Origin of the sequence: Pseudomonas sp. p99-361, assembly GCF_003935475.1 — a bacterium.
In the GTDB taxonomy this organism is placed as follows: domain Bacteria; phylum Pseudomonadota; class Gammaproteobacteria; order Pseudomonadales; family Pseudomonadaceae; genus Aquipseudomonas; species Aquipseudomonas juntendi.
On the sequence record NZ_RHQO01000003.1, the window covers coordinates 52,478 to 75,187 of the forward strand.

A 22,710-nucleotide genomic window follows, 5' to 3' on the forward strand; every position below is an offset into this window, starting at 1 on the left:
TATCAGGCCAAGCGGGCCCGCGCCGCATGCAGCTTCTTGTAGCTCTCGATCAACCGCAGGTGCCGGTCAAGGCCTTCGAGCTTCATGCTGGTCGGGGTCAGGCCATGGAAGCGGACACTGCCGTCAACCGAGCCCAGCACCGCGTCCATGCGCGCATTGCCGAACATGCGGCGGAAGTTGGCCTCGTAGTCGCCCAGCTCCAGTTCATCATCCAGTTGCACCTCCAGCACCACATTCAGCGCCTGGTAGAACAGGCCACGTTCGACGGTGTTGTCGTTGAACTGCAAGAACGCCTCGACCAGCTCCTTGGCATCTTCGAAGCGCTGTACGGCCAGGCAGATCAGCAGCTTGAGTTCAAGAATGGTCAGCTGGCCCCAGGCAGTGTTCTCGTCGAACTCCACGCCGATCAGCGTGGTGATGGTGGTGTAGTCATCGACATCGCAGTTGTCCAGGCGCTTGAGCAGCAGTTTCAGCGAGCGGCTGTCGAGGCTGTGCAGGTTGAGGATGTCGGCACGGAACGCCAGGGCGCGGTTGGTGTTGTCCCAGATCAGGTCTTCGACCGGGTAGATCTCGGAATAACCCGGCACCAGGATACGGCAGGCTGTGGCGCCCAGGTTGTCGTACACCGCCATGTACACTTCCTTGCCCATGTCTTCCAGAATGCCGAACAGCGTGGCCGCCTCCTGCTGGTTGGAGTCTGCGCCGTGGCCAGAGAAGTCCCACTCGACGAACTCGAAGTCGGCCTTGGCGCTGAAGAAACGCCACGACACCACCCCGCTGGAATCGATGAAGTGTTCGACGAAGTTGTTCGGTTCGGTCAGCGCATGGCTTTCGAAGGTCGGTTGCGGCAGGTCGTTCAGGCCCTCGAAGCTGCGCCCCTGCAGCAGTTCGGTAAGGCTGCGTTCCAGCGCCACTTCCAGGCTTGGGTGGGCGCCGAACGAGGCGAAAACGCCACCGGTGCGCGGGTTCATCAGGGTCACGCACATGACCGGGAACTCACCCCCCAGCGAGGCATCCTTGACCAGTACCGGGAAGCCCTGCTCTTCCAGACCCTGGATACCCGCAAGGATGGCCGGGTACTTGGCCAGGACTTCGTGCGGCACATCCGGCAGGCACAATTCGCCTTCGAGGATTTCACGCTTCACCGCCCGCTCGAAGATTTCCGACAGGCACTGCACCTGCGCCTCGGCCAGGGTGTTGCCAGCGCTCATGCCGTTGCTGAGGAACAGGTTTTCGATCAGGTTGGACGGGAAGTACACCACTTGCTGGTCAGACTGGCGCACGAACGGCAGCGAGCAGATCCCGCGCGCCGTGTTGCCCGAGTTGGTGTCGTACAGGTGAGAGCCGCGCAGCTCGCCGTCGGGGTTGTAGATTTCCAGGCAATGCGCATCGAGAATCTCGGCCGGCAGCGCGTCGCGCGGGCCGGGCTTGAACCACTGCTCGTCGGGGTAATGCACGAACGCGGCATTGGCCAGGTCTTCGCCCCAGAACTGGTCGTTGTAGAAGAAGTTGCAGTTCAGGCGTTCGATGAACTCGCCCAGCGCCGAGGCCAGTGCGGCCTCCTTGGTAGCCCCCTTGCCGTTGGTGAAGCACATGGGCGACTGCGCGTCGCGAACATGCAGCGACCACACATTGGGGACGATATTGCGCCATGAGGCGATCTCGATCTTCATCCCCAGCCCGGCGAGAATGCCCGACATGTTGGCGATGGTCTGCTCCAGCGGCAGGTCCTTGCCAGGGATGCAGGTGCTGGTATCGGACACCGGCATCAGCAAGCCCTGCGCATCGGCGTCGAGGTTGTCGACCACCTCGATGACGAACTCCGGGCCGGTCTGCACCACTTTCTTCACCGTGCAGCGGTCGATGGAACGCAGGATACCCTGGCGGTCCTTTTCGGAAATGTCCTCGGGCAGTTCCACCTGGATCTTGAAGATCTGGTTGTAGCGGTTTTCCGGGTCGACAATGTTGTTCTGCGACAGGCGGATGTTTTCTGTCGGTATGTCACGGGTCTGGCAGTAAAGCTTGACGAAGTAAGCCGCACACAAGGCCGAAGACGCCAGGAAGTAATCGAACGGGCCCGGGGCCGAACCATCGCCTTTGTAGCGGATCGGCTGGTCGGCGATCACCGTGAAGTCGTCGAACTTCGCTTCGAGGCGAAGATTGTCGAGAAAGTTAACCTTGATTTCCATGCGGGATTACCGTGATTTAAGCGTGCAAGACGAGATTGGCCGGCATTATCCGGGTTTTTACCGCGCACGTCCTGCCTGGCTGTCCAGTTGCGCATTCCAACGGATTACTTGCCTGATTCTCTGAACCTGCCACCGGTTCAAACCGGTGGCCGCTGGCCTGTGCTAGCGTTTCCCCACCGGGGAACAATGTATTCCCCACCCGACATGACCCCGCGACAACAACCGATGACTGGCAGGTGAACCATGGAACTACGCATCAACCAGAAGACCTACCAGGTCGAGGCGGACGCCGACACGCCCCTGTTGTGGGTGATCCGCGATGACCTAGGGCTGACCGGCACCAAGTATGGCTGCGGCCTGGCCCAGTGCGGCGCGTGTTCGGTACTGGTCGACGGCAACGTGGTCCGTGCCTGCGTCACCCCGGTGGCCGGCGTGGTCGGCCGCGAGGTCACCACCATCGAAGCGATCGAAGCCGACCCGGTCGGCCAACGGGTGGTCACGGCGTGGGTCGACCACCAGGTGGCTCAGTGCGGCTACTGCCAGTCCGGCCAGGTGATGGCGGCCACCGCGCTGCTCAAGCACACGCCCAAACCCAGCGCCGAGCAGATCGACGCAGCCATGGTCAACCTGTGTCGCTGCGGCACCTACAACGCCATCCATGCCGCCATGCACGACTTGGCCCAAGGGGAGCAGGCCTGATGAACACACCCGTCGATACCCCTGCCGAACTGCTCGGCCTGCAGCGCGGCGAAACGGTCAACCTGTCACGCCGTCGCTTCCTCGCCGGCACTGCCGTGGGCGCACTGGTGCTGGGCTTCGGCCTGCCGGTGGGCGTGCCGCGGGTGCAAGCCGCCGCCGTGGCCACAGCAGAACGCGGCACCCAAGTGCCGGCGTTTCTGGAAATTCGCCCAGACGGTACGGTGCGCCTGCTCAGCCCGTTCATGGAAGGCGGCCAGGGCCCGTTCACCGCCATGGCCCAGATCGTTGGTGAAGAGCTGGACGTGGACCCCGCGCACTTCGTGGTCGAAAGCGCGCCACCCGGCGAAGCCTATGTGGTGATGGAAAACGGCATGCGGATTACCGGCGGCAGCATGTCGGTACGCATGAGCTACCCCACCATGCGCCGCTTGGGCGCCCTCGCCCGGGCCATGTTGCTGCAGGCTGGCGCCGAAAAGCTGGGGGTGCCAGTGGCCGAACTGTCGAGCACCCCGGGTAACGTGGTACATACCACGAGTGGCCGCTCGGTGCCTTACGGCGAACTGGCCGGGCGGGCCATGGACCTGCCGGTACCCGACCCGGCCAGCGTCAAGCTGCGCGACCCTGGCCAGTTCCGCTGGATCGGCAAGCCGGTTCGGCGCCTGGATGCCTACGACAAATCCACCGGCAAAGCCCAATACTGCATCGACATCAAGGTGGACGGCATGCTCCACGCCGCCGTGCAGCATGCGCCGCGCCTGGGCATGACCGTTGGCAGCCTGCGTAACGAAGGCCAGGTCAAGGCAATGAACGGCGTGCACTCGGTGCATCAGTTGCCAGGGGCGGTAGCGGTGGTCGCTGAACGTTGGTGGCACGCCAAGCGCGCCGTCGAAGCCCTTCAAGTCGACTGGCAAGAGCCAGCTGCCGACAGCACGCTACGGGCGATGCCGGCTGATTTTTCCAGCGACGGCTGGCGCGAGCACCTGGCCACGGTCGACGGCCCGGCGCGCGATGAAGAAAACGAAGGCGATGTAGCGGGTGCCTTGGCCAATGCCAAGACCCGGGTCGAGGCCAGCTACCACAACCAGTACCTGAACCATGCCCAGCTGGAGCCACCGTCGGCCCTTGCCCGCTTCAATGCCGATGGCACGCTGGATGTCTGGCTGCCCAACCAGGCCCCGGACATGTTCCGTGACGACATCGCCCAACGCACCGGCCTGCAAACCAGCCAGATCAACCTGCACTCGCCTCTGTTGGGCGGCTTCTTCGGCCGCCACTTCCTGTACGAATCGGCCAACCCCTACCCGCAGGCCATTGCCCTGGCCAAGGCGGTGGGCCGGCCAGTCAAACTGATCTGGAGCCGCGAAGAAGAGTTTCTGCGTGATGTACTGCGCCCGGTCGCCGTGGTGAAGTTCCGCGCTGGGCTCGATGCCGACGGCCTGCCGGTGGCCATCGAAGCGGTCAGCGCCACCGAAGGCCCGACCGAGGCCCTGGCGGGCAAGCAGGGCGACAAGGTCGACCCCACCGCGCTTGAGGGGCTGTCGGGCAAGGCCTATGCCATCGCCAACAAACGCATTGCCCAGGTCTATGTCAAAGGCCCGGCCATGCTCGGCTACTGGCGCTCGGTGGGCAACTCGCTGAACGACTTCTTCTATGAGTCGTTTCTAGACGAACTGGCCGACAAAGGTGGCAAGGACCCGTTCGAACTGCGCCTGCACCTGCTGCGCGACAACCCCCGGCTGACCACCCTGCTGAACGCGGCCGCCGACTTGTCCGGGGGCTGGAAGCGCGGGCCGTTCACCGCCGAAGATGGCAGCAAGCGGGCCCGTGGCGTGGCCATAGCCTCGCCCTTCGGCTCGCACGCAGCCGTCATCGCCGAAGTGTCGATGGAGAACGGCCAGGTCAAGGTGCACGATATCTGGCAGGCCATCGACCCCGGCAGTATCGTCAACCCGGCCATCATCGAGCACCAGGTCAATGGTGCGGTGGCCTTGGGCCTGTCGCAGACGCTGGTGGAAGAAGCGGTGTACGTGGATGGCAAGCCGCGCGCGCGCAATTACGACCTGTACCCGATCCTGCCGCCTTCGCGCATGGCACGGGTACATGTGCGCATTGTCGAAAGCGGGGCGAAAATGGGCGGCATTGGCGAACCGCCACTGCCCGCAGTCGCGCCGGCAGTGGCCAACGCGGTGGCGCAACTGACCGGCCAGCGCGTACGCAGCCTGCCAATGAGCCGCCACACCTTCAGCTGACGCACGAGGATTGCCCCATGACCCATCGCTTCGCAAGAACCGCTGGTTGGCTGGCGCTGCCGTGCCTGATCGCGGCGGGCCTGCTTGCCTGGTATGTCACCCGCGAGCCCGCTTCGCCGTTCACCGACGCGCAGGCGGATACCGCCGCCGCAGCGCTGGTCAGCCGTGGCGAATACGTGGCCCGGCTCAGCGACTGCGTCGCCTGCCACAGCCTGCCAGAGGGCCAACCGTTCGCCGGCGGGCTACAAATGGCCACCCCACTGGGGGCCATTCATGCCACCAACATCACCCCCGATCGCGACACTGGCATCGGCGCCTACAGCCTGGCGGACTTCGACCGCGCCGTGCGCCACGGCGTGGCACCCGGTGGCCGGCGCCTGTACCCGGCCATGCCCTACCCCTCGTACGCCAAACTCAGCGATGACGACGTAAAGGCGCTGTATGCGTTTTTCATGCACGGCGTGCAGCCGGCCAAGCAAGCCAACCTGCCCAGCGATATCCCGTGGCCGCTGAACCTGCGCTGGCCCATTGCGCTGTGGAACGGCCTGTTTGCCCCGACCGCGCCGTACACCGCCCAGGCGGGGCAGGACGCGCAGTGGAACCGAGGTGCCTACATCGTCCAGGGCCCTGGCCACTGCGGCAGTTGCCACACGCCGCGTGGTTTGGCGTTCAACGAAAAGGCCTTGGACGACAGCGGCACAGCGTACCTGGCCGGGGCATTGCTCGATGGTTGGTATGCACCGAGCCTGCGTGCGGACCACAACACCGGGTTGGGGCGCTGGAGCGAAGCTGAAATCGCCCAGTTCCTCAAGACCGGCCGCAACCGCCATGCCGTGGTATTCGGTTCGATGACCGAGGCATTCAACAACTCCACCCAGTTCATGACTGACGACGACCTGGCCGCCATCGCCCATTACCTGAAGTCGCTGCCCGGTGACCCTCAGCGCGATGGCGCGCCCTGGCAGTACCAGGCAGTGTCGGCTGCCGAGCGGCTGGACGCCCCCGGGGCGCACACCTACGTGACCCGCTGCGCGTCGTGCCATGGCCTGGACGGCAAGGGCCAGGCGCCATCGATGCCACCACTGGCCGGGGCTACATCGGCTTTGGCCAAAGAAGACGCGTCGACGATCAATATCACCTTGAACGGTTCACAGCGGGTAGTGTCTGCTGGAGTGCCTGATGCTTACCGTATGCCGGCCTTTCGCGAGCAACTGGGGGACAAGGAGATCGCCGAAGTGCTGACGTTCGTGCGCTCGGCCTGGGGCAACCAGGGCGGCGCGGTGGACGCGCAGGCGGTAAGCAAGTTGCGCGGGCACACCGACCCGGCCAGCAGTAGCCCCATCATCTTGCATATGCGCTGAAGGGGGCATGCCTGAGCCAACCTTCTCGACAGTGTTGTAACGGAGTTTCCATGGAAAGCATCGACCTGCTGGTGCTGCGCACCACCCGCGACTGGCTTGCCGGCGGCCACCGCGCCCTGCTTGCCACGGTCGCCCGTACATGGGGCTCTTCACCGCGCCCGGTCGGCTCGATGATGGCGCTGCGCAGCGATGGCCGGGTGGTTGGCAGCGTATCCGGTGGCTGTATTGAGGACGACCTCATCCACCGCTACACCAGCGCCTATGGCGGCCCCGGCATGCCCAGCGGCCAGCCGCAGGTGGTGCGCTACGGCGTCAGCGCCGAGGAAGCCCACCGTTTCGGCCTGCCCTGCGGCGGCACCCTTGAACTGGTGCTGGAGTTCGCGCCCGCGTTGTCGCACCTGGAACAACTGCTGGCCAGCCTGGACAGCGGCAACCTGATGTGTCGCGAACTCGACTTGCACACGGGTGCTGCCAGCCTGGTTGCCACCGCTACCCCACAACTGTTCAGGTTTGATGGCCAGCGCCTGTGCAGCACCCTTGGGCCTGGTTACCGCCTGCTGCTGATCGGTGCTGGCGCCCTGGCCGAGTACCTCGCAACCATGGCCCTGTTCAACGGCTTCAGTGTCTCGTTGTGCGACCCGCGCCCGGAATACACGGCAGGCTGGAGCATCCCCGGCGTTACCCTGCTGCCAGGCATGCCAGACGATGTGGTCCGTGCCTTCAAGGCAGATGTGCGCAGCGCCATCGTTGCCGTCAGCCATGACCCCAAGCTGGACGACCTGGCCTTGCTCGAAGCCTTGCACAGCCCGGCCTTCTACATTGGCGCCATCGGCTCGCGGCGCAACAGCCAACTGCGCCGTGAGCGGCTAATCGAGCATTTCGGCGAAAGCGAAGCGTCGCTGCAGCGTTTGCATGGACCGATAGGCATCTATATCGGCAGCAAGACCCCGGCGGAAATCGCCGTCAGCGTGATGGCCGAGCTGCTGGCGGCAAAAAATGATGTGCATTTGCCTGGCGCGGTCAACGTCAGCAACGCCAAGGAAGCCGAGCAACTGGCCCACGCGCTGTAGCAACGGCCTGCGCACGACCTGTCATTGCCATTGCTCCATGTTCTGCTTCAACAACTGCTGCGGTAGGGCTCCGCCTACGATCCTGGCCATTTCCCGGGCCAGTGCTGCGCGCAGCTGTGGTTGGTTGCAGGGTGAATTATGCGAAATGGCCAGGTACAACCCTTCACTGGAGACCGGTGGCTGCAGTACCTGCACGGCACCGCCAATACCCAGTGTGCGCGCCAGGGCCATGCCAGGGTACTGTTCGTAAACCACGTAGGCACTGCGCTTGTGCACCAGTTTTTCGAACGCCTGGCGAGCAGTGGGTACCGCTTCGAGCGTGAGATTAGCATGCGCGTACTCATCGAACTGCTGGCCATGGCTGTTGTTCACCAACGTACCGCCTTTGCGGCCCTTCAGGTCCGCCCATTGCCGGTAGGCAAAGGCGTCACCCTGGCGCACCCAGACCACGCTGGGGGTGGCCAGGAACGGTGGCTCGATGAAGTCCATGTGCTGTTGCCGCGCCTCGGTGCGAAAGTACCCGGCCAGAAGGTCGATCCGCCCAGTGCGCACTTCTTCCTGCGCGCGTGACCACGGCCCCGCGTCAACTACGTCGATCTCCAGCCCGAGCTGCTTGCCCAGGTGCTTGAGCAAATCGGCATTGGCACCCATCAACTGCTGCGGGTTGCGCGGATCGCGCCACAGGTAAGGCGGGTATTCCGGGTTACCGGTGGCGGTCAGCCGCCGGCATGTGTCATCGGCTACCGCCGCCAGGGGCAGCAGCATCAGGCACAACAAGGGCAAGGCGTGGCGCAGGCAACGCTTGATCATCGACGACCCTCGGCAGTTGTAACTTCGCCGCCCCGCTGGGTGACCAATGGCTTGAGCAATGCTGGTCGGCTGCATCAGGCGTGGGGCTGCATACAGTCTGGACCATCAGAGGCCGACTAGCGGACCTTTTATGGGCAAAAAAAGGAGTGCGGCCCATCGCCGGCAAGCCGGGCTCCCACAGGAGCAGTGCAAACCTCAAGCTTTGCGCCCCCTGTGGGGGCTGATGGGCTGCCAGCAGGGCTTAACTGACCTGCCGCTTGGCCGCCTTCTTGGCGATGGCCTTCATGCGCGTGGCCGCCCGCTGCACGGTCGCCATCTTCTCGGGGCGCTTCATGCCCCGCCATTTGCGGATTTCCTCGCGGGTACGGCCGCAGCTTACGCACAGCTCACTGTTGAGCTGGCACAGCGAAACGCAGGGGTTGTCGATGTCTTTGGCCATATGCCGTTCAGCCGGGCAATTCAGCCCGCGCGCGCGCGCCAGCATCCTTGAACACTTTGCGCACTTCATCGGCCTTGGCCTTGTTGACCGAGTGGGCGGCCAACAGCTCGTCGACTACGCGCAGGCCCTGTTCCAGGGCCGTCGCCAATTGCTCGGCGTCGCAAGCGTCAGCGATATCCCCAAGGTAAGGCGCGATGAGGTAAACGTAACGGTCTTGCAGCTTGAGCGCTTCCAGCGCGTCGAGAGCACGCTGGAACCGCTCGGCTGCGGCAGGGCTCATGCTCAGTTTATCGAAATGAATCAGGCTCACACGGTCAGTGGCCATTATTACGAATCTCCGTTTCCTGGTACGGCCGGGCCCGCACGCGACAGCGCTTCTACGGTGCTTGATGTGCAACCCCGGGTAATGAACACCAGCGTACCAGAAGCCGAGACAGAAAGGTTCATCGCCACCAGAACTAAAACGCTTTGCCGAGTCGCGCAAGGGCAGCCCCAGGACGCTATCGGGACAGGTGCCGGCGCCGACCGCGCAGGATAATTCCGCCAGCACTCCACCCGGCCGAGGCGCCAACGCCCTCGGTAGCTCACACAACTACAAGCCTGCACGAACAGGCAAGCCACACAGGGGCCTCAGCATTCATGGTAAAGGAACACATCAACGAAACACTCGACCTTGGCGTTACCGACCCCTCGAAAACCGCAGAAGCCCGCCAGGACCGGCGCTTCGAGGGCAAGCTGGACTGGGTGGTCTTCGGTTTCACCAGCATCCTGGCCATCGCTTTCGTGCTCTGGGGCTTCATCAACCAGGCCAGCCTGGCGCGCAGTGCCTCCACCGCTCAATCGTGGGTCATTCTCAACTTTGGCTGGTTCTTCGTACTGACCTCCACCCTGTTCGTGGTGTTCGTGCTGTGGCTGGCCGCCAGCCGCTACGGGCGGGTACCGCTTGGCCGTGATGGCGAACAGCCAGAGTTTCGCACGGTGTCCTGGGTGGCGATGATGTTCAGTGCCGGCATGGGTATCGGCCTGATGTTCTTCGGCGTGGCCGAGCCGCTGTCGCACTACGTGTCGCCGCCGCCCGGCTCGGCCAGCGGGCAGACCAGCGAAGCGATGCAGGTCGCCATGGCGACCACCCTCTTCCACTGGACCTTGCACCCTTGGGCCATGTACGCCATCGTCGGCCTGGTCATCGCCTACGGGACCTTCCGCCGGGGCCGCTCACAGTTGATTTCCGCGGCCTTCCGGCCGTTGATCGGCAAGCACGCCAACGGCCCGCTTGGCCGGCTGATCGACATGATGGCAATCTTCGCCACGCTGTTCGGCTCGGCGGCCTCGCTGGGCCTGGGCGCCCTGCAGATCGCCGGCGGGTTGGAATACAACGGCTGGATCGAAAGCCCTGGCAAGCTGTTCTACATCTCCATCATCACCCTGCTGACCATCGCCTTCGTCTCGTCGGCGGTATCGGGCATCGGCAAGGGCATCCAGTGGTTGTCCAACATCAACATGGTGCTGGCCCTGGTGCTGGCGCTGTTCGTGTTCATGGTCGGGCCTACCCTGCTCATGCTGAACTTGCTGCCGACCTCGCTCGGCATCTACATCAAGATGCTGCCGGAAATGATGGCCCGTACCAACGCCAGCGGTGGCGAGCAGATGAACAGCTGGCTGGCCGGCTGGACAGTGTTCTATTGGGCCTGGTGGATTTCCTGGACGCCGTTCGTGGGCATGTTCATTGCCCGCATCAGCCGTGGCCGCACCATCCGCCAGTTCGTTACCGGCGTGCTGCTGGTGCCGAGCCTGGTCAGCCTGGTGTGGTTCACCATCTTCGGCGGCGCGGCCGTCGATGCCCTGCGCGAAGGTGCTTTCCAGCTGGCCAACGGGGCCGTCAACAGCAACCATGCGTTGTACCAGTTGCTGGACAGCTACCCACTGGCCTCTGCGACGTCAGTGCTGGTGATGGTGCTGGTGGGTATCTTCTTCGTTTCCGGCGCCGACGCGGCGTCGCTGGTGATGGGCACGCTGTCGGAGCACGGCACCACCGCACCTTCGCGGCGCACGGTGATTTTCTGGGGCGCGCTGACCGGGACGGTCGCGGCCATCATGTTGGCGATCGGCGACCCACGGGACCCTGGCGAAGCGCTGACCGGGCTTCAGAACCTGACGATCGTGGTGGCCCTGCCGTTCGTGGTGGTGATGGTGCTGCTTTGCCTGGCGCTGTACCGCGACCTGCGCAAGGACCCGATGATGCTGCGCCAGCTGCGCGGCAACGAGCTGATCGAAAAAGCCGTGCTGTATGGGGCGGTGAAGCATGGCGAAGAGTTCTATATCGTGGTGCAGGAGAAAAAGGCGTCGGTCAAGACGGCGGAGGCTGCGAGCGAAACCGCAGACACCTGAACCCGCGCAGCGGTAACGGCTACTGCCCAAAAAAAGCGCCCCAAAAGGTAATGCCTGTCAGTTGAGCGTTACTGGGGCTGCTTTGCAGCCCTTCGCGGGCACGCCCGCTCCCACAGGTTTAGCGCTGAACTCAAGAACTGCGCGATACCCTGGACTACCCCAAATTACTTAACTGACTTGCATTACCCAAGGGGCGCAAAACATTCACCCAAACCAAAGGAGCTGGAAAGCTACCAAGGTGAATTCACAGGATCGACAGTGGGTACTCGACGATCAGCCGCACTTCGTCCAGGTCCGACTCGAACGCCGTGGCGCGGGTGGTGGCCTGGCGTACGCGCAGCGCCAAGTCCTTGGCCGCACCGCTCTGCACCACGTACTTGACCTCGATATCGCGCTCCCAGCGTTTCTGATCGGTCAGCGGGTTGCCATCGGCACCCCGGCGCATATATACGGCGTTGGCGTTGCTGTAGTCCGCGTCGCTCCCTTTGCCGTAGCGGGTCATGAACGACAACCCAGGCACGCCATAGGCCGCCATGTTCAGGTCATAGCGCAGCATCCACGAACGCTCCTTGGGCGAGTTGAAGTCGCTGTACTGGATGGAGTTGTCGAGGAAGATCGAGTCGGCCTGGCGCAAGTAATCGAAGTCGTCGTCGCCATTGTTGCGCTGGTGGGTGAGCGCAAGGGTGTGGGCACCGAAACGCACGCCCAGCTTGGCACTCCAGATATCGTTGTCGAAAGCACCCAGGCGCTGGCGCCCCTCGTCCACGGCCTTGTAGTAATTGAAACCGCCAATCAGCGCCAGTTGCTCGCCAAGCGGCCAACTCAGGCTGGTGCCGGCGTAGTACTGGTTCCAGACATCCTTGAGCCGGCTGCTGAACAGGCTGACACTGGCATATTCGTTGAGGGTGTAGTCGCCGCCGCCGTAGGCGATCCAGGGCGAGTCCACCGGGCCGCCGTAAAATGTGGCGAAGTTTTCCCGCATGCCGCTGGACATGGGCTGGCTCATGGCATGCAGGCGCCCCGCCTGCAAGGTCAGGTCCTTGATGCTGGTGTTCTCCAGGGTCGCGCCCCGAAAGCTCTCGGGCAACAGCCGTGAGTCGCCTGCGGCGACCACCGGGTTAACCGGAAACACATCGCCCACCTTCAATACCGTATCGAAGAGGCGCACCTTGGCTGCGCCGCCAACCTTGGTGTATTCATCGCGCGCCTGGCCGTCATGGTCCACCGGCAATACATCGAACGAACTGCGCCCGCCGTTACGGCCGCCGCCGGTATCGAGCTTGAGGCCGAGCATGGCGAACGCGTCCACGCCGACACCGACCGTGCCTTGGGTAAAGCCCGACTCGAAGCGGGCGATCACGGCGTGAGCCCAGGCCTCGGAGTAGCCATTGTCAGCCGCTTTGCGCGGGTTGTGCGTGGGCGCTGCAGCGTCGCGGTTGTCACGGTTGAAGTAGAAGTTGCGGTTGAGCACATCGAGGGTGCTACCTTCGATGAAGCCGTCCGTGTTCTTTTCGGCGGCCAGTGCCTGGCCACCGAAGCTGGCCAAGGCCAGGCATGCAGCCAGTTTAAGGGGGTATCTGCAAGTCATCGGATGCTCCTTGAACGTCGCATTTGTTTTTATGTCGGCGTTGCGAGATTGCCCCTCGGCAGATAACGCCAGGATGATCCCCGCATTACAATTGCGTCATCGGCGGCGCCCCGGCACGGCTTGGGCGCTGCAACATTCTGCAGACATTTCCGACGCCAGGCAGTGAACCTGCTGACAAAAAAAAGGTCATTCGCTGACGGTCAACTCACCGACCGGTTCATCGGCCCAGTCACCGGCCTACTTTTTCTCCGTTGCAGCGAAGACCAACATGCCCGATTCCCGCCCAACCGCCTCCGCCCTCCCTGCCCTGCGCGGCAGCCTGATCGCCGCCCTGCTGGCGCTTGCCGCACCCGTGCATGCCGAAGAGCCCGCCAGCGACGCACGCTGGGTCAGCGACAGCCTGAGCACCTATGTGCGTAGCGGGCCGACCGACGGCCATCGCATTGTCGGCACCCTCAAGTCCGGGCAAAAGCTGACCCTGCTTGGCAGCCAGGGCAAGTACAGCCAGGTGCGCGGCCAGAATGGCGACGTGGTGTGGATCCTCAGCGATGACCTGCAGGCGGTTCCCGGCCAGAACGAACGGCTGCCGCTGCTGGATGCGCAGGTGGCAGAGCTCACCGGCCAGCTGAAGACCATCGACGACAGCTGGAAAAACCGCGTGCAAGGCATGCAGGAAACCCTGGACTCGCGCAAAAAGCTGATTGACGAGCTGGAGGCACGCAACAAGGCGCTCAACGAGCAATACGACCAGAGCCAGTCGGAGCTGCGCGACACCCAGGCGCGCCTGGGCGATGAGAACAAACAGGTGATGATGCGCTACATGGTCTACGGTGGCAGCATCGCCGGCGCGGGCCTGCTGGCGGGGCTGATCCTGCCGGCGCTGACCCGCGGGCGCAAGAAGAATGACCGCTGGTTCTGAACTGCGTCAGGCACCGCGCTGCGGCTGCAGATCTTGGAACTTCGCCAGCTCTTCGCGGCAGAACGCCACGAACAACTGCGCCGGCTTGGTCAGCTGTACACGCTTCAACCAAGCCGCGGCCAACCCCGACAGCGCCACCGGCTCGGTGATGTCCAGCATGACCAGGCGCTGGCCGTCGTAGGTGTAGGGCGAATGCGGCCGGGTGACCAACAGCGAGAACCCGAACCCCTGCCCGACCATGCCGCGCACCATCTCGATCGAAGGCGAACTGAAGACGATGTTCGGCGTGAGGCCCAGCTCGTTGAACAGGCTGACGAAGTAGGTACGGCTGGGCGCCACGTCCAGCAAGATCATCGGCTCCGGGCACAGGTCGCGCAGCGAGACCTGGCCCTGGCTGGCAAAACGGTGGTTCTCCGGCAGCAATACGTACGGTTTTTGCGGCGGCATCAGCGGCTCGGCCTCGATGGTGCCATCGAGGTCGTGATCATAGAGAAATGCCAGGTCGAAGCTCCCTGCGGTCAGGCCCTGGATCAGGTCCTGCTGCTCGCCGTCGCGCAGGCGGATATCCACGCCAGGGTAGCGCTGGCGGAAACCGGCAATCAGCCGTGGCAGGTACAACGGCGCCACGGTTTCGAAACAACCGATATCGATCTGCCCGGCAACGGTGTCATTGTCGGCCAGGGCGTTTTGCTCGAACTCATGGGCCATTTGCAGCAGCGACTTGGCCTTGGCGTAAAAGCGCTTGCCGCTGGGCGTCAACGACACACCCTGAGCATGGTGGCGGATGAACAACTGCACCCCGAAGCTTTCCTCCAGGCCTTTGATGGCCGTGGAAATAGACGGCTGGGCGATGTAAAGCTGGCGCGAAGCCTCCGCCACGCTACCGGCTTCTACCGTGGTGACGAAGTACTTGAGTTGTCGCAGGGTATAGGCAGCCACGCTTACCTCTCTGGCGCCGGCCTGGGCGCACGGGAATCGGGATCATGGCTGACACTTTACCCCTGCAGGCGCCCGGGCGGTGGCTGGCGGATCAAGCATTTGCCTATGGCTTGAGCAGGTTTTCCCTGGGTAGGCTCAAGTGCACTGGTCAAATGGCCCTGAGCGTCTTTACTGATGCTTATCGACCCTAGGCATACGGTGTGCACTCATGAAGATCGTCATCACCAGCATCCTCGTCGACAATCAAGCCAAAGCCCTTGCTTTCTACCATTACGTACTCGGTTTCGAGCCCAAGCAGGACTTCCCCATGGGCGACCACCGCTGGCTGACCCTCACCTCGCCCAACGACCCCAACGGCGTTGAGTTGCTGCTGGAGGCGTACGACAGCGATGAGGCCCAGGCCAACCATGCGAGACTCAAGAAAGCCGGTACCCCTGCCACCTCCTTCGCCGTGCGTGACATTCAGGCAGAGTATGCCCGGCTCTGCGCCGCCGGCGTCCAGTTCACCCAGCACCCTACCAACAAGGGGGCGGTAACCGTCGCGGTGTTCGATGACACCTGCGGCAACCTGATCCAGATCGCACAGAAGCACTAACCCCATGCCGCTATGGCACTGCGCAACAATAAGGAAAACAGATGCGCCATGAATTCAGCGAAGTGCTCAATGACGGGGTCGACTACTTTCTGCTTGGCGATATCCAGTTGCTCGAACGGTTCAAGCAGGACCAGCAACTGCCCGATGACCTGGCCTACGCCTTCACCCATGACGACAGCGGCGACCAAGCCGTGCGTGAAGGTGTGGTGCTGCCACTGGCCGGGGTCGATAACCTGCCGTACCGCATTCTGTTCACCCTGGACAACCACACACCAGCGCTGCGCGAAGCTGGCAGCCGCCTGAAGCACCAGCGCAACGGCTATGTGCTGCGCGTCGAGCACGGGGCGCTGATGCTGTATACCTGGCGGATGCTTCAGCACTTCACGCCCAAGACGCTGGGTGACTTCTTGGCGCGTTACCAAGTACCGGGGCGGCCGATCATCGAGCTGGACAATGGCTGGTATGACGTGGAGGTGCTGGCCGGCGCACTGGTGCGCGACGCTTTGTACGAGCCGGCGTTCGAGTTCGTGTTGAAAAAGCGCTGGAGCCGGGGCCGGCCAGCCACCGTGGACACTGGCTACGCGTTCGGGCTGCGTGGCTATTTCGACTGATGGTTGCCCGCTCCGGTGTGCGGCGCCGCCAGGGTTAAACCCCGAGGGTGTGCACCGCTGCCACTGACGCTATCGGCCCCTTAAGCTCGACCTGGTTGCCATCCGGGTCGTAGCAGTACAGCGACGGCCCTTCGCCCTCGGCACCGTAGCGTATCTCGGCAGGTTCCACCTGCACCCCCGCCGCTTGCAGGTAGGCCAGCAAGGCGGGCTCATCGAATGGCTCGATACGCAGGCAGAAATGATGCAGGTTGCGCCCCTCGGCGCCCGGCGCCGCACCACCGGTTCGCCCCAGCGGCCCGTCCAGCGTAACCAGGTCGATCATCGCCGTGCCCGTGGCCAGGTGCACCATGCCCAGGTCCTCACGCACGCGGCTGACCGAACAGCCAAGCAGGTCGGTATAGAACGCCACGCTGCGCGGCAGGTCCCTGACCCGCAGTACCAGGTGGTCGATGTGCTGGATGGCGAAGGGTCGCATGGCGGGCTCCTGCTGGCCTGGGGGTGTACCACCATAGCGCAGGACACCAGGCCATCACCAGCACTCGCTACTCATTCACCAGGCGTTGCAGCATGCCCCCTTCATGCCGCGCGATGATGCGCAGCAGTTGGTCGGCCAGCGCCCGGTCCGGCGCATCCAGGTGGAAATGATGACCGCCCGGGTGCCAGGACACCTTCGCATGGTCGGGCAAAGCTGCCTGGCGCTGGCTGAACGCATCGCCGGAAAATGCCCCCTGGCGGCCGAACATCAGGTACAACGGGCAGCGGATCTGGCTGAGCAGGTCGCACGCTTCGCGCTCGGTCAGCGGCATGGGTTCGGGCAGAACCAGCCGTGGGTCGTGGCGCCAGCAATAGCCCTCACCCAGTTGCAACAGGTCGCGCATGGCCAACAAGCGTGCGGCGCCTTCGGACAGCTCGGTGTCCAGCCGCTCGCGGCGTTGCGCCAAGGCGGTGTCGAGGTCATCGAAGCGGGCGGCGCCCGGCTCGCCGAAGCCCGGTAGCTGGCTGCGCTGCACCATGCGCTTGAGCCGATAGGCCCGCGCCAGGTGCTGCACGCGGTCATCCTCGGCGACGGTGAACGGTGCCCCCATGCCGTCGAGGAACGTCATGCTGGCGATGCCGCTGGTCATGGCCGCAAGCAGCGACGCCACCCCCGTGCCCATGCCGTGGGCCAGTACATGGAATTGGCTCAGGCCGAGGCTGTCGGCAACCGCCAGCATGTCCTCGGCGTGCTCCCACAGGTAATAGCCACTGTCGTGCCGGCGATGGTCGGAACGCCCATGGCCGACCAGGTCGGGGGCCACGACGAAACAGTGTTCGAGCAGCGGTGCCAAGCGGTCGAACGAGGCTGCATTGTCCAGCCAGCCATGCAAGGCCAAGACCGGCATGCCGTCCTCCCGGCCCCAGCAGCGCACCGCGATTTCGATGCCATTGTTGTCCAGCAGGTAATCCTTGGGTGTCGACGATGAACGCATGGGTAGCTTCCTGACTGAGGCCTGGCAAGGCCGCGACACTCCTACCTTGGCGCGATGCCGGCAGCCGCGTTGGTGCCGGGCCGACACTTGCATAGGCCAGACCGACACCCCTCAGCTGAACGGCGCCCCTTGCTCGCCTGCCACAGCGCCCTTCACTGCCCGCGCAGGTCCTCGAAAAATGCCTGCCGGCCATCGACCCGTGCAGACGCCCTTGGCGCCACCGCCGCTTCGCCGCTGGCGGCCTCGACGTGCCAATAGCAGTGCTGCACGGCTCGGGTCACTGCCACGTAGGCCAGGCGCTGCACTTCTTCCTTCTGCGCAGTATCGAACGGCTGGGCGTCTGCGGCCTTGCCCAACCCGGCCTGGCGGTAGACCTGGTTCTTGTAAGGGGAGCTGGTCAGGTACTGGCAGTCGCCGAGCATGAACACCGCGTCGGCCTGCAGCCCCTTGGCACTGTGGTAGGTCAGCTGGCGCAGCCGGCGTTGCTCGGCCGGCAGCGCGGCCTCGGCTTGCACCACGCTTTGCAGGTGTTCGTTCATCAGTGCCCGGTCGCTGCCCTTGCGGTACAGCATCATCACCGTCTCGCCGCGCTGGTAGTGCTCCATCAGTGTCTGGCCCAAGGCTGCCTCATCCCGGTCGAAGACCTTGACCGGCGAGCCCGGCAATTGCGCGGCGGGGCCGCTGGCGCGGGCCTTCTTGCCGGCAATTGCCGGGGTGCCCTTGACCAGGTGCTCGGCGGCATCGATCACCTGTTGCTGGCAACGGTAGTTATCGACCAGCATCACGCGGGTGTTTGCCGGTGCAGCAAAGGCCTTGGTGAATTCCATGAAGTACTTGGGTGAACTGCCGCGCCAGCCATAGATCGACTGCCAGTCGTCGCCCACGCACAGCAGTGACGAATGCTGGGCATGCCGCCCGGTGTGCATGGCCGGGCCGCGTCGGCGTATTTCGCGCAAACTCGCACGCAGCCAGCTGACGATCTGTGGCGACACGTCCTGGAACTCGTCGATCATCAGGTGCGCCAATGGCCGCAACAGCGGGTCGGGTAGCAGGCGCAGGTTTTCCGGGTTGTTTTCGCCGAACAGGGCGAACATGCGGTTGTAGCTCATCACCGGTGGCGACAGGCCCAGCAGGTGCGCTTCCAGGGCTTTCCAGTACAAGGCCAGGGCCTCGAAGAACAGGGCGTCGCTGTCACCGCTGGGAAAACTCATCGACGCCACGGCCGTGTTCACCTCAAGGCCAAGGTTCTCGATGAAATTGGCAGCCCCTACGAACGCATCCAGCAGTGGCGCCGCCGCCAGCTCGCCCTTGACCTTGTACTCGAAGCCAGGGCCCGCCACGGCATCACCGGCCAGCGACGCTGCCAGGCGCCGGGCCATGGCGTAGTTGTCGAGCCAGATCAGCGGCCGGTCGCAGAACGCCTGCAACAAAGTGCGTTTGACCGCCCACTCACCGCGTACCGCCAGCTTGGCGCCAGGGCGCTGGTACTGCGCGCTTTCCGTCGGGTCGAAGCCGAGCACCACCAACGGCCCGCCCCCCGCCAGGCGCCCATGCACATGAAACCGGCTGCCACGGATCTCGACGGTATCGCGGCACGGTTCGATACCTGTGATCGGCCAGGCGCCGGCAGCGAACCAGAGGTCCTCGATCACATCACACAGCTCTTCGTCGCGCTGCGCAGCCAATTGCGTAACCTGGGCGCGTTTTTGCACCTCGGGGTTGTTCGGGTCCAGGGGTTTGAGCTGCAAGGCTTCGCTCCGCAGCAAGCAGACCAGCTCGGCAAAGCGTGGGCTTTCATGCAGCACGCGGCTGTAGCACTGGTTCAGTTGCTGGCGTTGGGCGTCATTCAAGCGCAGGTCGAACGGGTTGCTGTCGGCCTCGGCTTCGCGCCCGGCCGGCATGTCGCTGCCCAGCGTTTCGAAAGCACGCAGCTGGTCAAAACCCGGCAGGCTGCGCACCAGCGGCAGAATGCGTGAATGGAAGGTCCGCACCAGCTCGCGCGCCTGCGCCGGTTGCAGGTTGATCTGCCACAGGGCGAACACCTGCACCAGGCGCTTGATGAAGTCTTTGCGCGACTCGCGGGTAAAGGTGACCACGGTCATCGCGTCCAGCTCGTAGCCCAGGTAATGGCGCAACAGCAGGATGCGCAGTACCAGCGACGTCGATTTGCCCGCGCCCGCCCCGGCCACCACGCAGGTAGACGGGGTGTCGCTGAAAATCAGCTTCCATTGCGCAGCGCTGGGTTGCGCTTCGGCGGGCAGGCGCAGGGCCACATCGGCCTTGAAGCGTTTTTTCAGTTCAGCCGTCAGCGGCAGGCGCCAGTCGTCGAAGAGGTTGTCGTCGCAGCCAGGCACGGCAGCATCCTCGGGGCGGCTGTCGCGGATCACCAGCACCTGGCGCCCGGCCTCGTAGCCGGCTTCCCGGCCACGCTCGAAACCATCGCGCACACCCTCGGCATGGCCCCTGCGTTGCCCGGTGGCATGGCCCAGGAACCATGAGTCCCGGTGCTGCGCCTGCAAGCGGGTCAGGCAGCGCCCCAGCAGGCGCGCCGCCACACGGCGAAACCAGGGCAACTGGGCGGGCGGGGTAAGGTCGGCGGGGGCCTGGGGTAGCTCTTGGGCCACGGTCACTCCTTGCTGAACGTAAACAATGGGCATGTTCGCCGCATCGACCAAAAATGGCCAGCGAATGCTTGCAGATCAGGGGATTAGGCGATGAAGCGGATAAGTACCCGCAGGTTATAAACCCACTAATTCGATTGTTTTGAGCCGATATTTACGCTTATTTTCGATGTTTCTTTGGCGCATCATGGCCTCATCCACTGATTCAAGGAGCGCGACCATGCTGCAACTTCGTTCGTTCGATAGCCTCGGCCATGCCAACCACGGCTGGCTCGACGCCCACCACCATTTTTCCTTTGCCGAGTACTACGACCCAGCGCGCATGCACTGGGGCAACCTGCGGGTCTGGAACGATGACCTGATCGCGGCCGGCAGCGGCTTCCCACCGCATCCACACCGCGACATGGAAATCATCACCTATGTGCGCGAAGGCGCGATCACCCACCAGGACAGCCTGGGCAACAAAGGCCGGACCGAGGCCGGTGATGTCCAGGTGATGAGTGCCGGTACCGGCATCGTGCACAGCGAGTACAACCTGGAAGACGTCGATACCCGTATCTTCCAGATCTGGATCGTGCCGGAACGCACCGGTGAAGCACCGCAATGGGGTAGCCGACCGTTCCCCAAAGGTGAACGTGGCGAAGGCTTCGTGACCCTGGCCAGCGGCCGCGCCGGCGATGAAGACAGCTTGCAGATCCGCACCGATGCACGCCTGGTGGCTGCCACCCTGAAAGCGGGTGAGACCGCCGAATACCGTTTCGATGCCGATCGCCGGGGGTACCTGGTACCCGCCAAGGGCCAGGTGGAAGTCAACGGCCTGCGGGTCGAGGCGCGTGATGGTGTGGCCATCGAGCAGGAGCAGCTTCTGCGCGTGACCGCCATCGAAGACAGCGAGATCGTGCTGGTGGACGTGGCCTGACCTTCACCCGGCAGGCTTGGTGGTCAGCCGGGCTGGTGTTTTCAGCAGCGAGTGCAGTCAATACCGTTTCACAAATCGTTGCGTAGCCGTAGTCTTTGCCGGTACCCGACCACGGAACGTTGACATGCTGCAGTTGCTGCTGACCACCCTGCTCCCGATCATTCTGCTGATTGCCCTGGGTACTTTCCTGCGCCTGCGGGGGTTTCTGGCCGAAACCTTCTGGCCTGGCGCTGAACGCCTGAGCTACTACGTACTGCTGCCAGCGCTGTTCCTGCATGGCCTGGCCACCGCCAACCTGGAGGGTGTGCCGGTGCTGGGCATGGTCGGCGCGCTGATGCTTTCCACCTTGGCGGGCGCGGTGATGCTGGTGCTCTACCAAGGCATGGCAGACCACGAGGGTGCCGATTTCACCTCGGTGTTCCAGGGCGGTATCCGCTTCAACAACTACATTGGTGCCACCCTGGCTGCCGGCCTCTACGGCAGCGCCGGCATAGCCCTGGCCGCGGTTGCCAACGCGGCCATCGTGCCTCTGGTCAACCTGCTCTGCGTGCTGGTGTTCGCCCGCTTCAGCGCCCGCCACAGCTCGCCAGCAACCGTGCTGAAGGCAATCTTCGCCAACCCGCTGATTGTCGGCTGCGCGGGTGGCCTGCTGCTGCGTTTGACCGGGCTGGGCCTGCCGCCGGGCATCGAGCCCACGGTCAAGGCCCTGGGCCAGGCTGCCCTGCCGCTGGGGCTGCTGTGCGTGGGGGCAGCGCTGGGCGGCGCCCGCCTCGGCCAGCAGGCGCGGCCATTACTGGCGGCTTCGGCGTTCAAGTTCCTGGTCATGCCCGTGACCACCTGGGGCCTGTGCCGGCTGCTGGGCCTGGGCGGCCAGGCCGCAGTGGTGGCGGTGCTGTTCCAGGCACTGCCGACAGCCTCGTCCTCCTACGTAATGGCGCGGCAAATGGGCGGCAATGCACCGTTGATGGCCACCATCATCGCCCTGCAAACCGTGGCCGCCGCCGCCACCCTGCCTTTGGTATTAATGCTTACGCTTGACTAGACTGGCATCAGCCCACCGTTCGGAGTTCGACCATGCGCTTTTCGTGGATGCTGATCGGCCTGACCACCGCCCTGCTTGCCGCCCCCTTGCACGCTGCCGACCCCGCCAAAGCCGCCGTGGCCGAGGGCAAGGCCGAGGCCCTTGAAGAAAAAGTGGTCGAGGCAGCACCCCCGCCCAAGCCCGCCGAAAAGTTGACCCCGAGCGAAGCGCAGGCCGTGGACCCGGCTGGCAAGGCACCGCTGGATGACAGCCTTACCTGCCTGGCGCGCACCCTTTACTGGGAAGCCAAGGGGGCCGATGCCAAAGACATGGCCGCCGTGGCCAGCGTGGTGCTGAACCGCCTGGGCCAGGATGGCTTTCCGGATACCATCTGTGGTGTGGTCAAGCAGGGCGTTGAAAGCAAAGCCTGCCAGTTTTCCTGGTGGTGCGACGGGCGCCCCGACCAGGTCGAGGAGCCGCAGCGCTACGACGTTGCCAAGGAAATTGCGCGCAAAGCCCTCAACCAGCAGTTGCAGGATTCCACTGGCGGCGCGCTCTACTTCCATGACCGCAGTGTGCATCCAGCCTGGGCCAAGACTTATCGCCGAACGGCCAAGACCACGCACTTCTTGTTCTACAAACCCAACCAGGCGTTGGCCCGCTGACAAGGCACGTGTTAGCGCACACTGCCCTGTCACCCGACTCGTCACCGGCTTTTAGGTTTGTTCGCCCAAGCTTCGCACTTTTGCGGCGGGCAATGGTCTACCTCCCTTCGTGTACCGCCGGCACTAATTGCCGGCGTTTTATTTGCCTTGCACCCGCC

At 64.0% G+C, this 22,710-nt stretch carries 20 protein-coding genes; 11 read left to right on the forward strand and 9 right to left on the reverse strand.

The annotated features are described in order from the left end of the window. Positions 1 to 2: 2 nt before the first annotated feature. Positions 3 to 2,189 carry an OsmC domain/YcaO domain-containing protein gene (locus EGJ22_RS02410; protein WP_029887310.1) on the reverse strand — a complete coding sequence of 729 codons (2,187 nt, stop codon included), beginning with the start codon at positions 2,187 to 2,189 and terminating at the stop codon, positions 3 to 5. 243 nt (positions 2,190 to 2,432) lie between these two features. Between EGJ22_RS02410 and EGJ22_RS02415 the strand changes: the two genes are divergently transcribed. The 4 genes from EGJ22_RS02415 to EGJ22_RS02430 are packed head-to-tail and all read left to right on the forward strand — an operon-like array spanning position 2,433 to position 7,568. After that, on the forward strand, positions 2,433 to 2,888 hold the full coding sequence (locus tag EGJ22_RS02415) for a (2Fe-2S)-binding protein (RefSeq protein ID WP_009686563.1): 456 nt from the start codon (positions 2,433 to 2,435) through the stop codon (positions 2,886 to 2,888). Further along, positions 2,888 to 5,137, forward strand: a complete 2,250-nt coding sequence (locus EGJ22_RS02420) for a molybdopterin cofactor-binding domain-containing protein (protein ID WP_029887311.1) — start codon at positions 2,888 to 2,890, stop codon at positions 5,135 to 5,137. Before EGJ22_RS02415 ends, EGJ22_RS02420 begins: the two co-directional genes overlap by 1 nt. Before the next feature lie 17 nt (positions 5,138 to 5,154). Further along, positions 5,155 to 6,498 (forward strand): cytochrome c, encoded by a 1,344-nt coding sequence (locus EGJ22_RS02425; protein WP_029887312.1) that lies wholly within the window; start codon positions 5,155 to 5,157, stop codon positions 6,496 to 6,498. A 50-nt stretch (positions 6,499 to 6,548) separates the two neighbouring features. Next, complete coding sequence (locus EGJ22_RS02430; RefSeq protein WP_029887313.1) at positions 6,549 to 7,568, forward strand: XdhC family protein; 1,020 nt, start codon at positions 6,549 to 6,551, stop codon at positions 7,566 to 7,568. Positions 7,569 to 7,589: 21 nt separating this feature from the next. Here EGJ22_RS02430 and EGJ22_RS02435 read toward each other — a convergent pair whose 3' ends face one another. The 3 genes from EGJ22_RS02435 to EGJ22_RS02445 form a co-directional block, all read right to left on the reverse strand. After that, positions 7,590 to 8,378, reverse strand: coding sequence for an ABC transporter substrate-binding protein (locus tag EGJ22_RS02435; RefSeq protein ID WP_064314590.1), 789 nt, complete (start codon positions 8,376 to 8,378; stop codon positions 7,590 to 7,592). A gap of 241 nt (positions 8,379 to 8,619) precedes the next feature. Then, positions 8,620 to 8,817 carry a DUF1289 domain-containing protein gene (locus tag EGJ22_RS02440; RefSeq protein ID WP_029887314.1) on the reverse strand — a complete coding sequence of 66 codons (198 nt, stop codon included), beginning with the start codon at positions 8,815 to 8,817 and terminating at the stop codon, positions 8,620 to 8,622. A gap of 7 nt (positions 8,818 to 8,824) precedes the next feature. Beyond that, complete coding sequence (locus tag EGJ22_RS02445) at positions 8,825 to 9,142, reverse strand: hypothetical protein (RefSeq protein ID WP_029887315.1); 318 nt, start codon at positions 9,140 to 9,142, stop codon at positions 8,825 to 8,827. A gap of 314 nt (positions 9,143 to 9,456) precedes the next feature. Between EGJ22_RS02445 and EGJ22_RS02450 the strand changes: the two genes are divergently transcribed. After that, positions 9,457 to 11,205, forward strand: a complete 1,749-nt coding sequence (locus EGJ22_RS02450; RefSeq protein WP_029887316.1) for a BCCT family transporter — start codon at positions 9,457 to 9,459, stop codon at positions 11,203 to 11,205. Positions 11,206 to 11,449: 244 nt separating this feature from the next. Here the strand turns inward: EGJ22_RS02450 and EGJ22_RS02455 are convergent, their stop codons facing one another. Continuing rightward, positions 11,450 to 12,793 carry an OprD family porin gene (locus EGJ22_RS02455; RefSeq protein ID WP_029887317.1) on the reverse strand — a complete coding sequence of 448 codons (1,344 nt, stop codon included), beginning with the start codon at positions 12,791 to 12,793 and terminating at the stop codon, positions 11,450 to 11,452. A gap of 268 nt (positions 12,794 to 13,061) precedes the next feature. Here EGJ22_RS02455 and EGJ22_RS02460 point away from each other — a divergent pair, with 268 nt between their 5' ends. Further along, the gene (locus EGJ22_RS02460) at positions 13,062 to 13,712 is read left to right on the forward strand and encodes a TIGR04211 family SH3 domain-containing protein (protein WP_029887318.1); all 651 of its coding nucleotides are present in this window, start codon (positions 13,062 to 13,064) and stop codon (positions 13,710 to 13,712) included. Between the two features lie 6 nt (positions 13,713 to 13,718). Here EGJ22_RS02460 and EGJ22_RS02465 read toward each other — a convergent pair whose 3' ends face one another. Continuing rightward, positions 13,719 to 14,651: a LysR family transcriptional regulator gene (locus tag EGJ22_RS02465; protein ID WP_029887319.1), complete on the reverse strand. Its 933-nt coding sequence runs from the start codon at positions 14,649 to 14,651 to the stop codon at positions 13,719 to 13,721. 208 nt (positions 14,652 to 14,859) lie between these two features. Here EGJ22_RS02465 and EGJ22_RS02470 point away from each other — a divergent pair, with 208 nt between their 5' ends. Together EGJ22_RS02470 and EGJ22_RS02475 are read left to right on the forward strand one after the other, a co-directional pair. After that, a complete protein-coding gene (locus tag EGJ22_RS02470; RefSeq protein ID WP_029887320.1) occupies positions 14,860 to 15,246 on the forward strand; it encodes a VOC family protein in 387 nt (128 codons plus the stop codon). A 41-nt stretch (positions 15,247 to 15,287) separates the two neighbouring features. Continuing rightward, positions 15,288 to 15,857 carry a hypothetical protein gene (locus tag EGJ22_RS02475; RefSeq protein ID WP_029887321.1) on the forward strand — a complete coding sequence of 190 codons (570 nt, stop codon included), beginning with the start codon at positions 15,288 to 15,290 and terminating at the stop codon, positions 15,855 to 15,857. 34 nt (positions 15,858 to 15,891) lie between these two features. Here EGJ22_RS02475 and EGJ22_RS02480 read toward each other — a convergent pair whose 3' ends face one another. The 3 genes from EGJ22_RS02480 to EGJ22_RS02490 all read right to left on the reverse strand — a co-directional run bounded on the left by EGJ22_RS02480 (position 15,892) and on the right by EGJ22_RS02490 (position 19,983). Beyond that, positions 15,892 to 16,332: a VOC family protein gene (locus EGJ22_RS02480; RefSeq protein ID WP_029887322.1), complete on the reverse strand. Its 441-nt coding sequence runs from the start codon at positions 16,330 to 16,332 to the stop codon at positions 15,892 to 15,894. Positions 16,333 to 16,399: 67 nt separating this feature from the next. After that, entirely contained in the window at positions 16,400 to 17,326 is a 927-nt protein-coding gene (locus EGJ22_RS02485; RefSeq protein WP_029887323.1) for an alpha/beta fold hydrolase, read from the reverse strand. A gap of 152 nt (positions 17,327 to 17,478) precedes the next feature. Next, positions 17,479 to 19,983, reverse strand: coding sequence for a UvrD-helicase domain-containing protein (locus tag EGJ22_RS02490; protein ID WP_029887324.1), 2,505 nt, complete (start codon positions 19,981 to 19,983; stop codon positions 17,479 to 17,481). Between the two features lie 184 nt (positions 19,984 to 20,167). Here EGJ22_RS02490 and EGJ22_RS02495 point away from each other — a divergent pair, with 184 nt between their 5' ends. The 3 genes from EGJ22_RS02495 to EGJ22_RS02505 all read left to right on the forward strand — a co-directional run bounded on the left by EGJ22_RS02495 (position 20,168) and on the right by EGJ22_RS02505 (position 22,552). Beyond that, positions 20,168 to 20,866 (forward strand): pirin family protein, encoded by a 699-nt coding sequence (locus tag EGJ22_RS02495; protein ID WP_029887325.1) that lies wholly within the window; start codon positions 20,168 to 20,170, stop codon positions 20,864 to 20,866. A gap of 124 nt (positions 20,867 to 20,990) precedes the next feature. Beyond that, the gene (locus tag EGJ22_RS02500) at positions 20,991 to 21,908 is read left to right on the forward strand and encodes an AEC family transporter (protein ID WP_029887326.1); all 918 of its coding nucleotides are present in this window, start codon (positions 20,991 to 20,993) and stop codon (positions 21,906 to 21,908) included. Between the two features lie 32 nt (positions 21,909 to 21,940). Continuing rightward, positions 21,941 to 22,552: a cell wall hydrolase gene (locus EGJ22_RS02505; RefSeq protein ID WP_064314591.1), complete on the forward strand. Its 612-nt coding sequence runs from the start codon at positions 21,941 to 21,943 to the stop codon at positions 22,550 to 22,552. Positions 22,553 to 22,710: the final 158 nt, after the last annotated feature.

Coding starts and splice junctions, on each gene's coding strand:
- EGJ22_RS02495 (WP_029887325.1), top strand. CDS start 20,168: ATGCTGCAACTTCGTTCGTTCGATAGCCTCGGCCATGCCAACCACGGC.
- EGJ22_RS02430 (WP_029887313.1), top strand. CDS start 6,549: ATGGAAAGCATCGACCTGCTGGTGCTGCGCACCACCCGCGACTGGCTT.
- EGJ22_RS02425 (WP_029887312.1), top strand. CDS start 5,155: ATGACCCATCGCTTCGCAAGAACCGCTGGTTGGCTGGCGCTGCCGTGC.
- EGJ22_RS02470 (WP_029887320.1), top strand. CDS start 14,860: ATGAAGATCGTCATCACCAGCATCCTCGTCGACAATCAAGCCAAAGCC.
- EGJ22_RS02485 (WP_029887323.1), bottom strand. CDS start 17,326: ATGCGTTCATCGTCGACACCCAAGGATTACCTGCTGGACAACAATGGC.
- EGJ22_RS02440 (WP_029887314.1), bottom strand. CDS start 8,817: ATGGCCAAAGACATCGACAACCCCTGCGTTTCGCTGTGCCAGCTCAAC.
- EGJ22_RS02500 (WP_029887326.1), top strand. CDS start 20,991: ATGCTGCAGTTGCTGCTGACCACCCTGCTCCCGATCATTCTGCTGATT.
- EGJ22_RS02460 (WP_029887318.1), top strand. CDS start 13,062: ATGCCCGATTCCCGCCCAACCGCCTCCGCCCTCCCTGCCCTGCGCGGC.
- EGJ22_RS02415 (WP_009686563.1), top strand. CDS start 2,433: ATGGAACTACGCATCAACCAGAAGACCTACCAGGTCGAGGCGGACGCC.
- EGJ22_RS02475 (WP_029887321.1), top strand. CDS start 15,288: ATGCGCCATGAATTCAGCGAAGTGCTCAATGACGGGGTCGACTACTTT.
- EGJ22_RS02480 (WP_029887322.1), bottom strand. CDS start 16,332: ATGCGACCCTTCGCCATCCAGCACATCGACCACCTGGTACTGCGGGTC.
- EGJ22_RS02420 (WP_029887311.1), top strand. CDS start 2,888: ATGAACACACCCGTCGATACCCCTGCCGAACTGCTCGGCCTGCAGCGC.
- EGJ22_RS02410 (WP_029887310.1), bottom strand. CDS start 2,189: ATGGAAATCAAGGTTAACTTTCTCGACAATCTTCGCCTCGAAGCGAAG.
- EGJ22_RS02490 (WP_029887324.1), bottom strand. CDS start 19,983: ATGCCCATTGTTTACGTTCAGCAAGGAGTGACCGTGGCCCAAGAGCTA.
- EGJ22_RS02505 (WP_064314591.1), top strand. CDS start 21,941: ATGCGCTTTTCGTGGATGCTGATCGGCCTGACCACCGCCCTGCTTGCC.
- EGJ22_RS02455 (WP_029887317.1), bottom strand. CDS start 12,793: ATGACTTGCAGATACCCCCTTAAACTGGCTGCATGCCTGGCCTTGGCC.
- EGJ22_RS02450 (WP_029887316.1), top strand. CDS start 9,457: ATGGTAAAGGAACACATCAACGAAACACTCGACCTTGGCGTTACCGAC.
- EGJ22_RS02445 (WP_029887315.1), bottom strand. CDS start 9,142: ATGGCCACTGACCGTGTGAGCCTGATTCATTTCGATAAACTGAGCATG.
- EGJ22_RS02435 (WP_064314590.1), bottom strand. CDS start 8,378: ATGATCAAGCGTTGCCTGCGCCACGCCTTGCCCTTGTTGTGCCTGATG.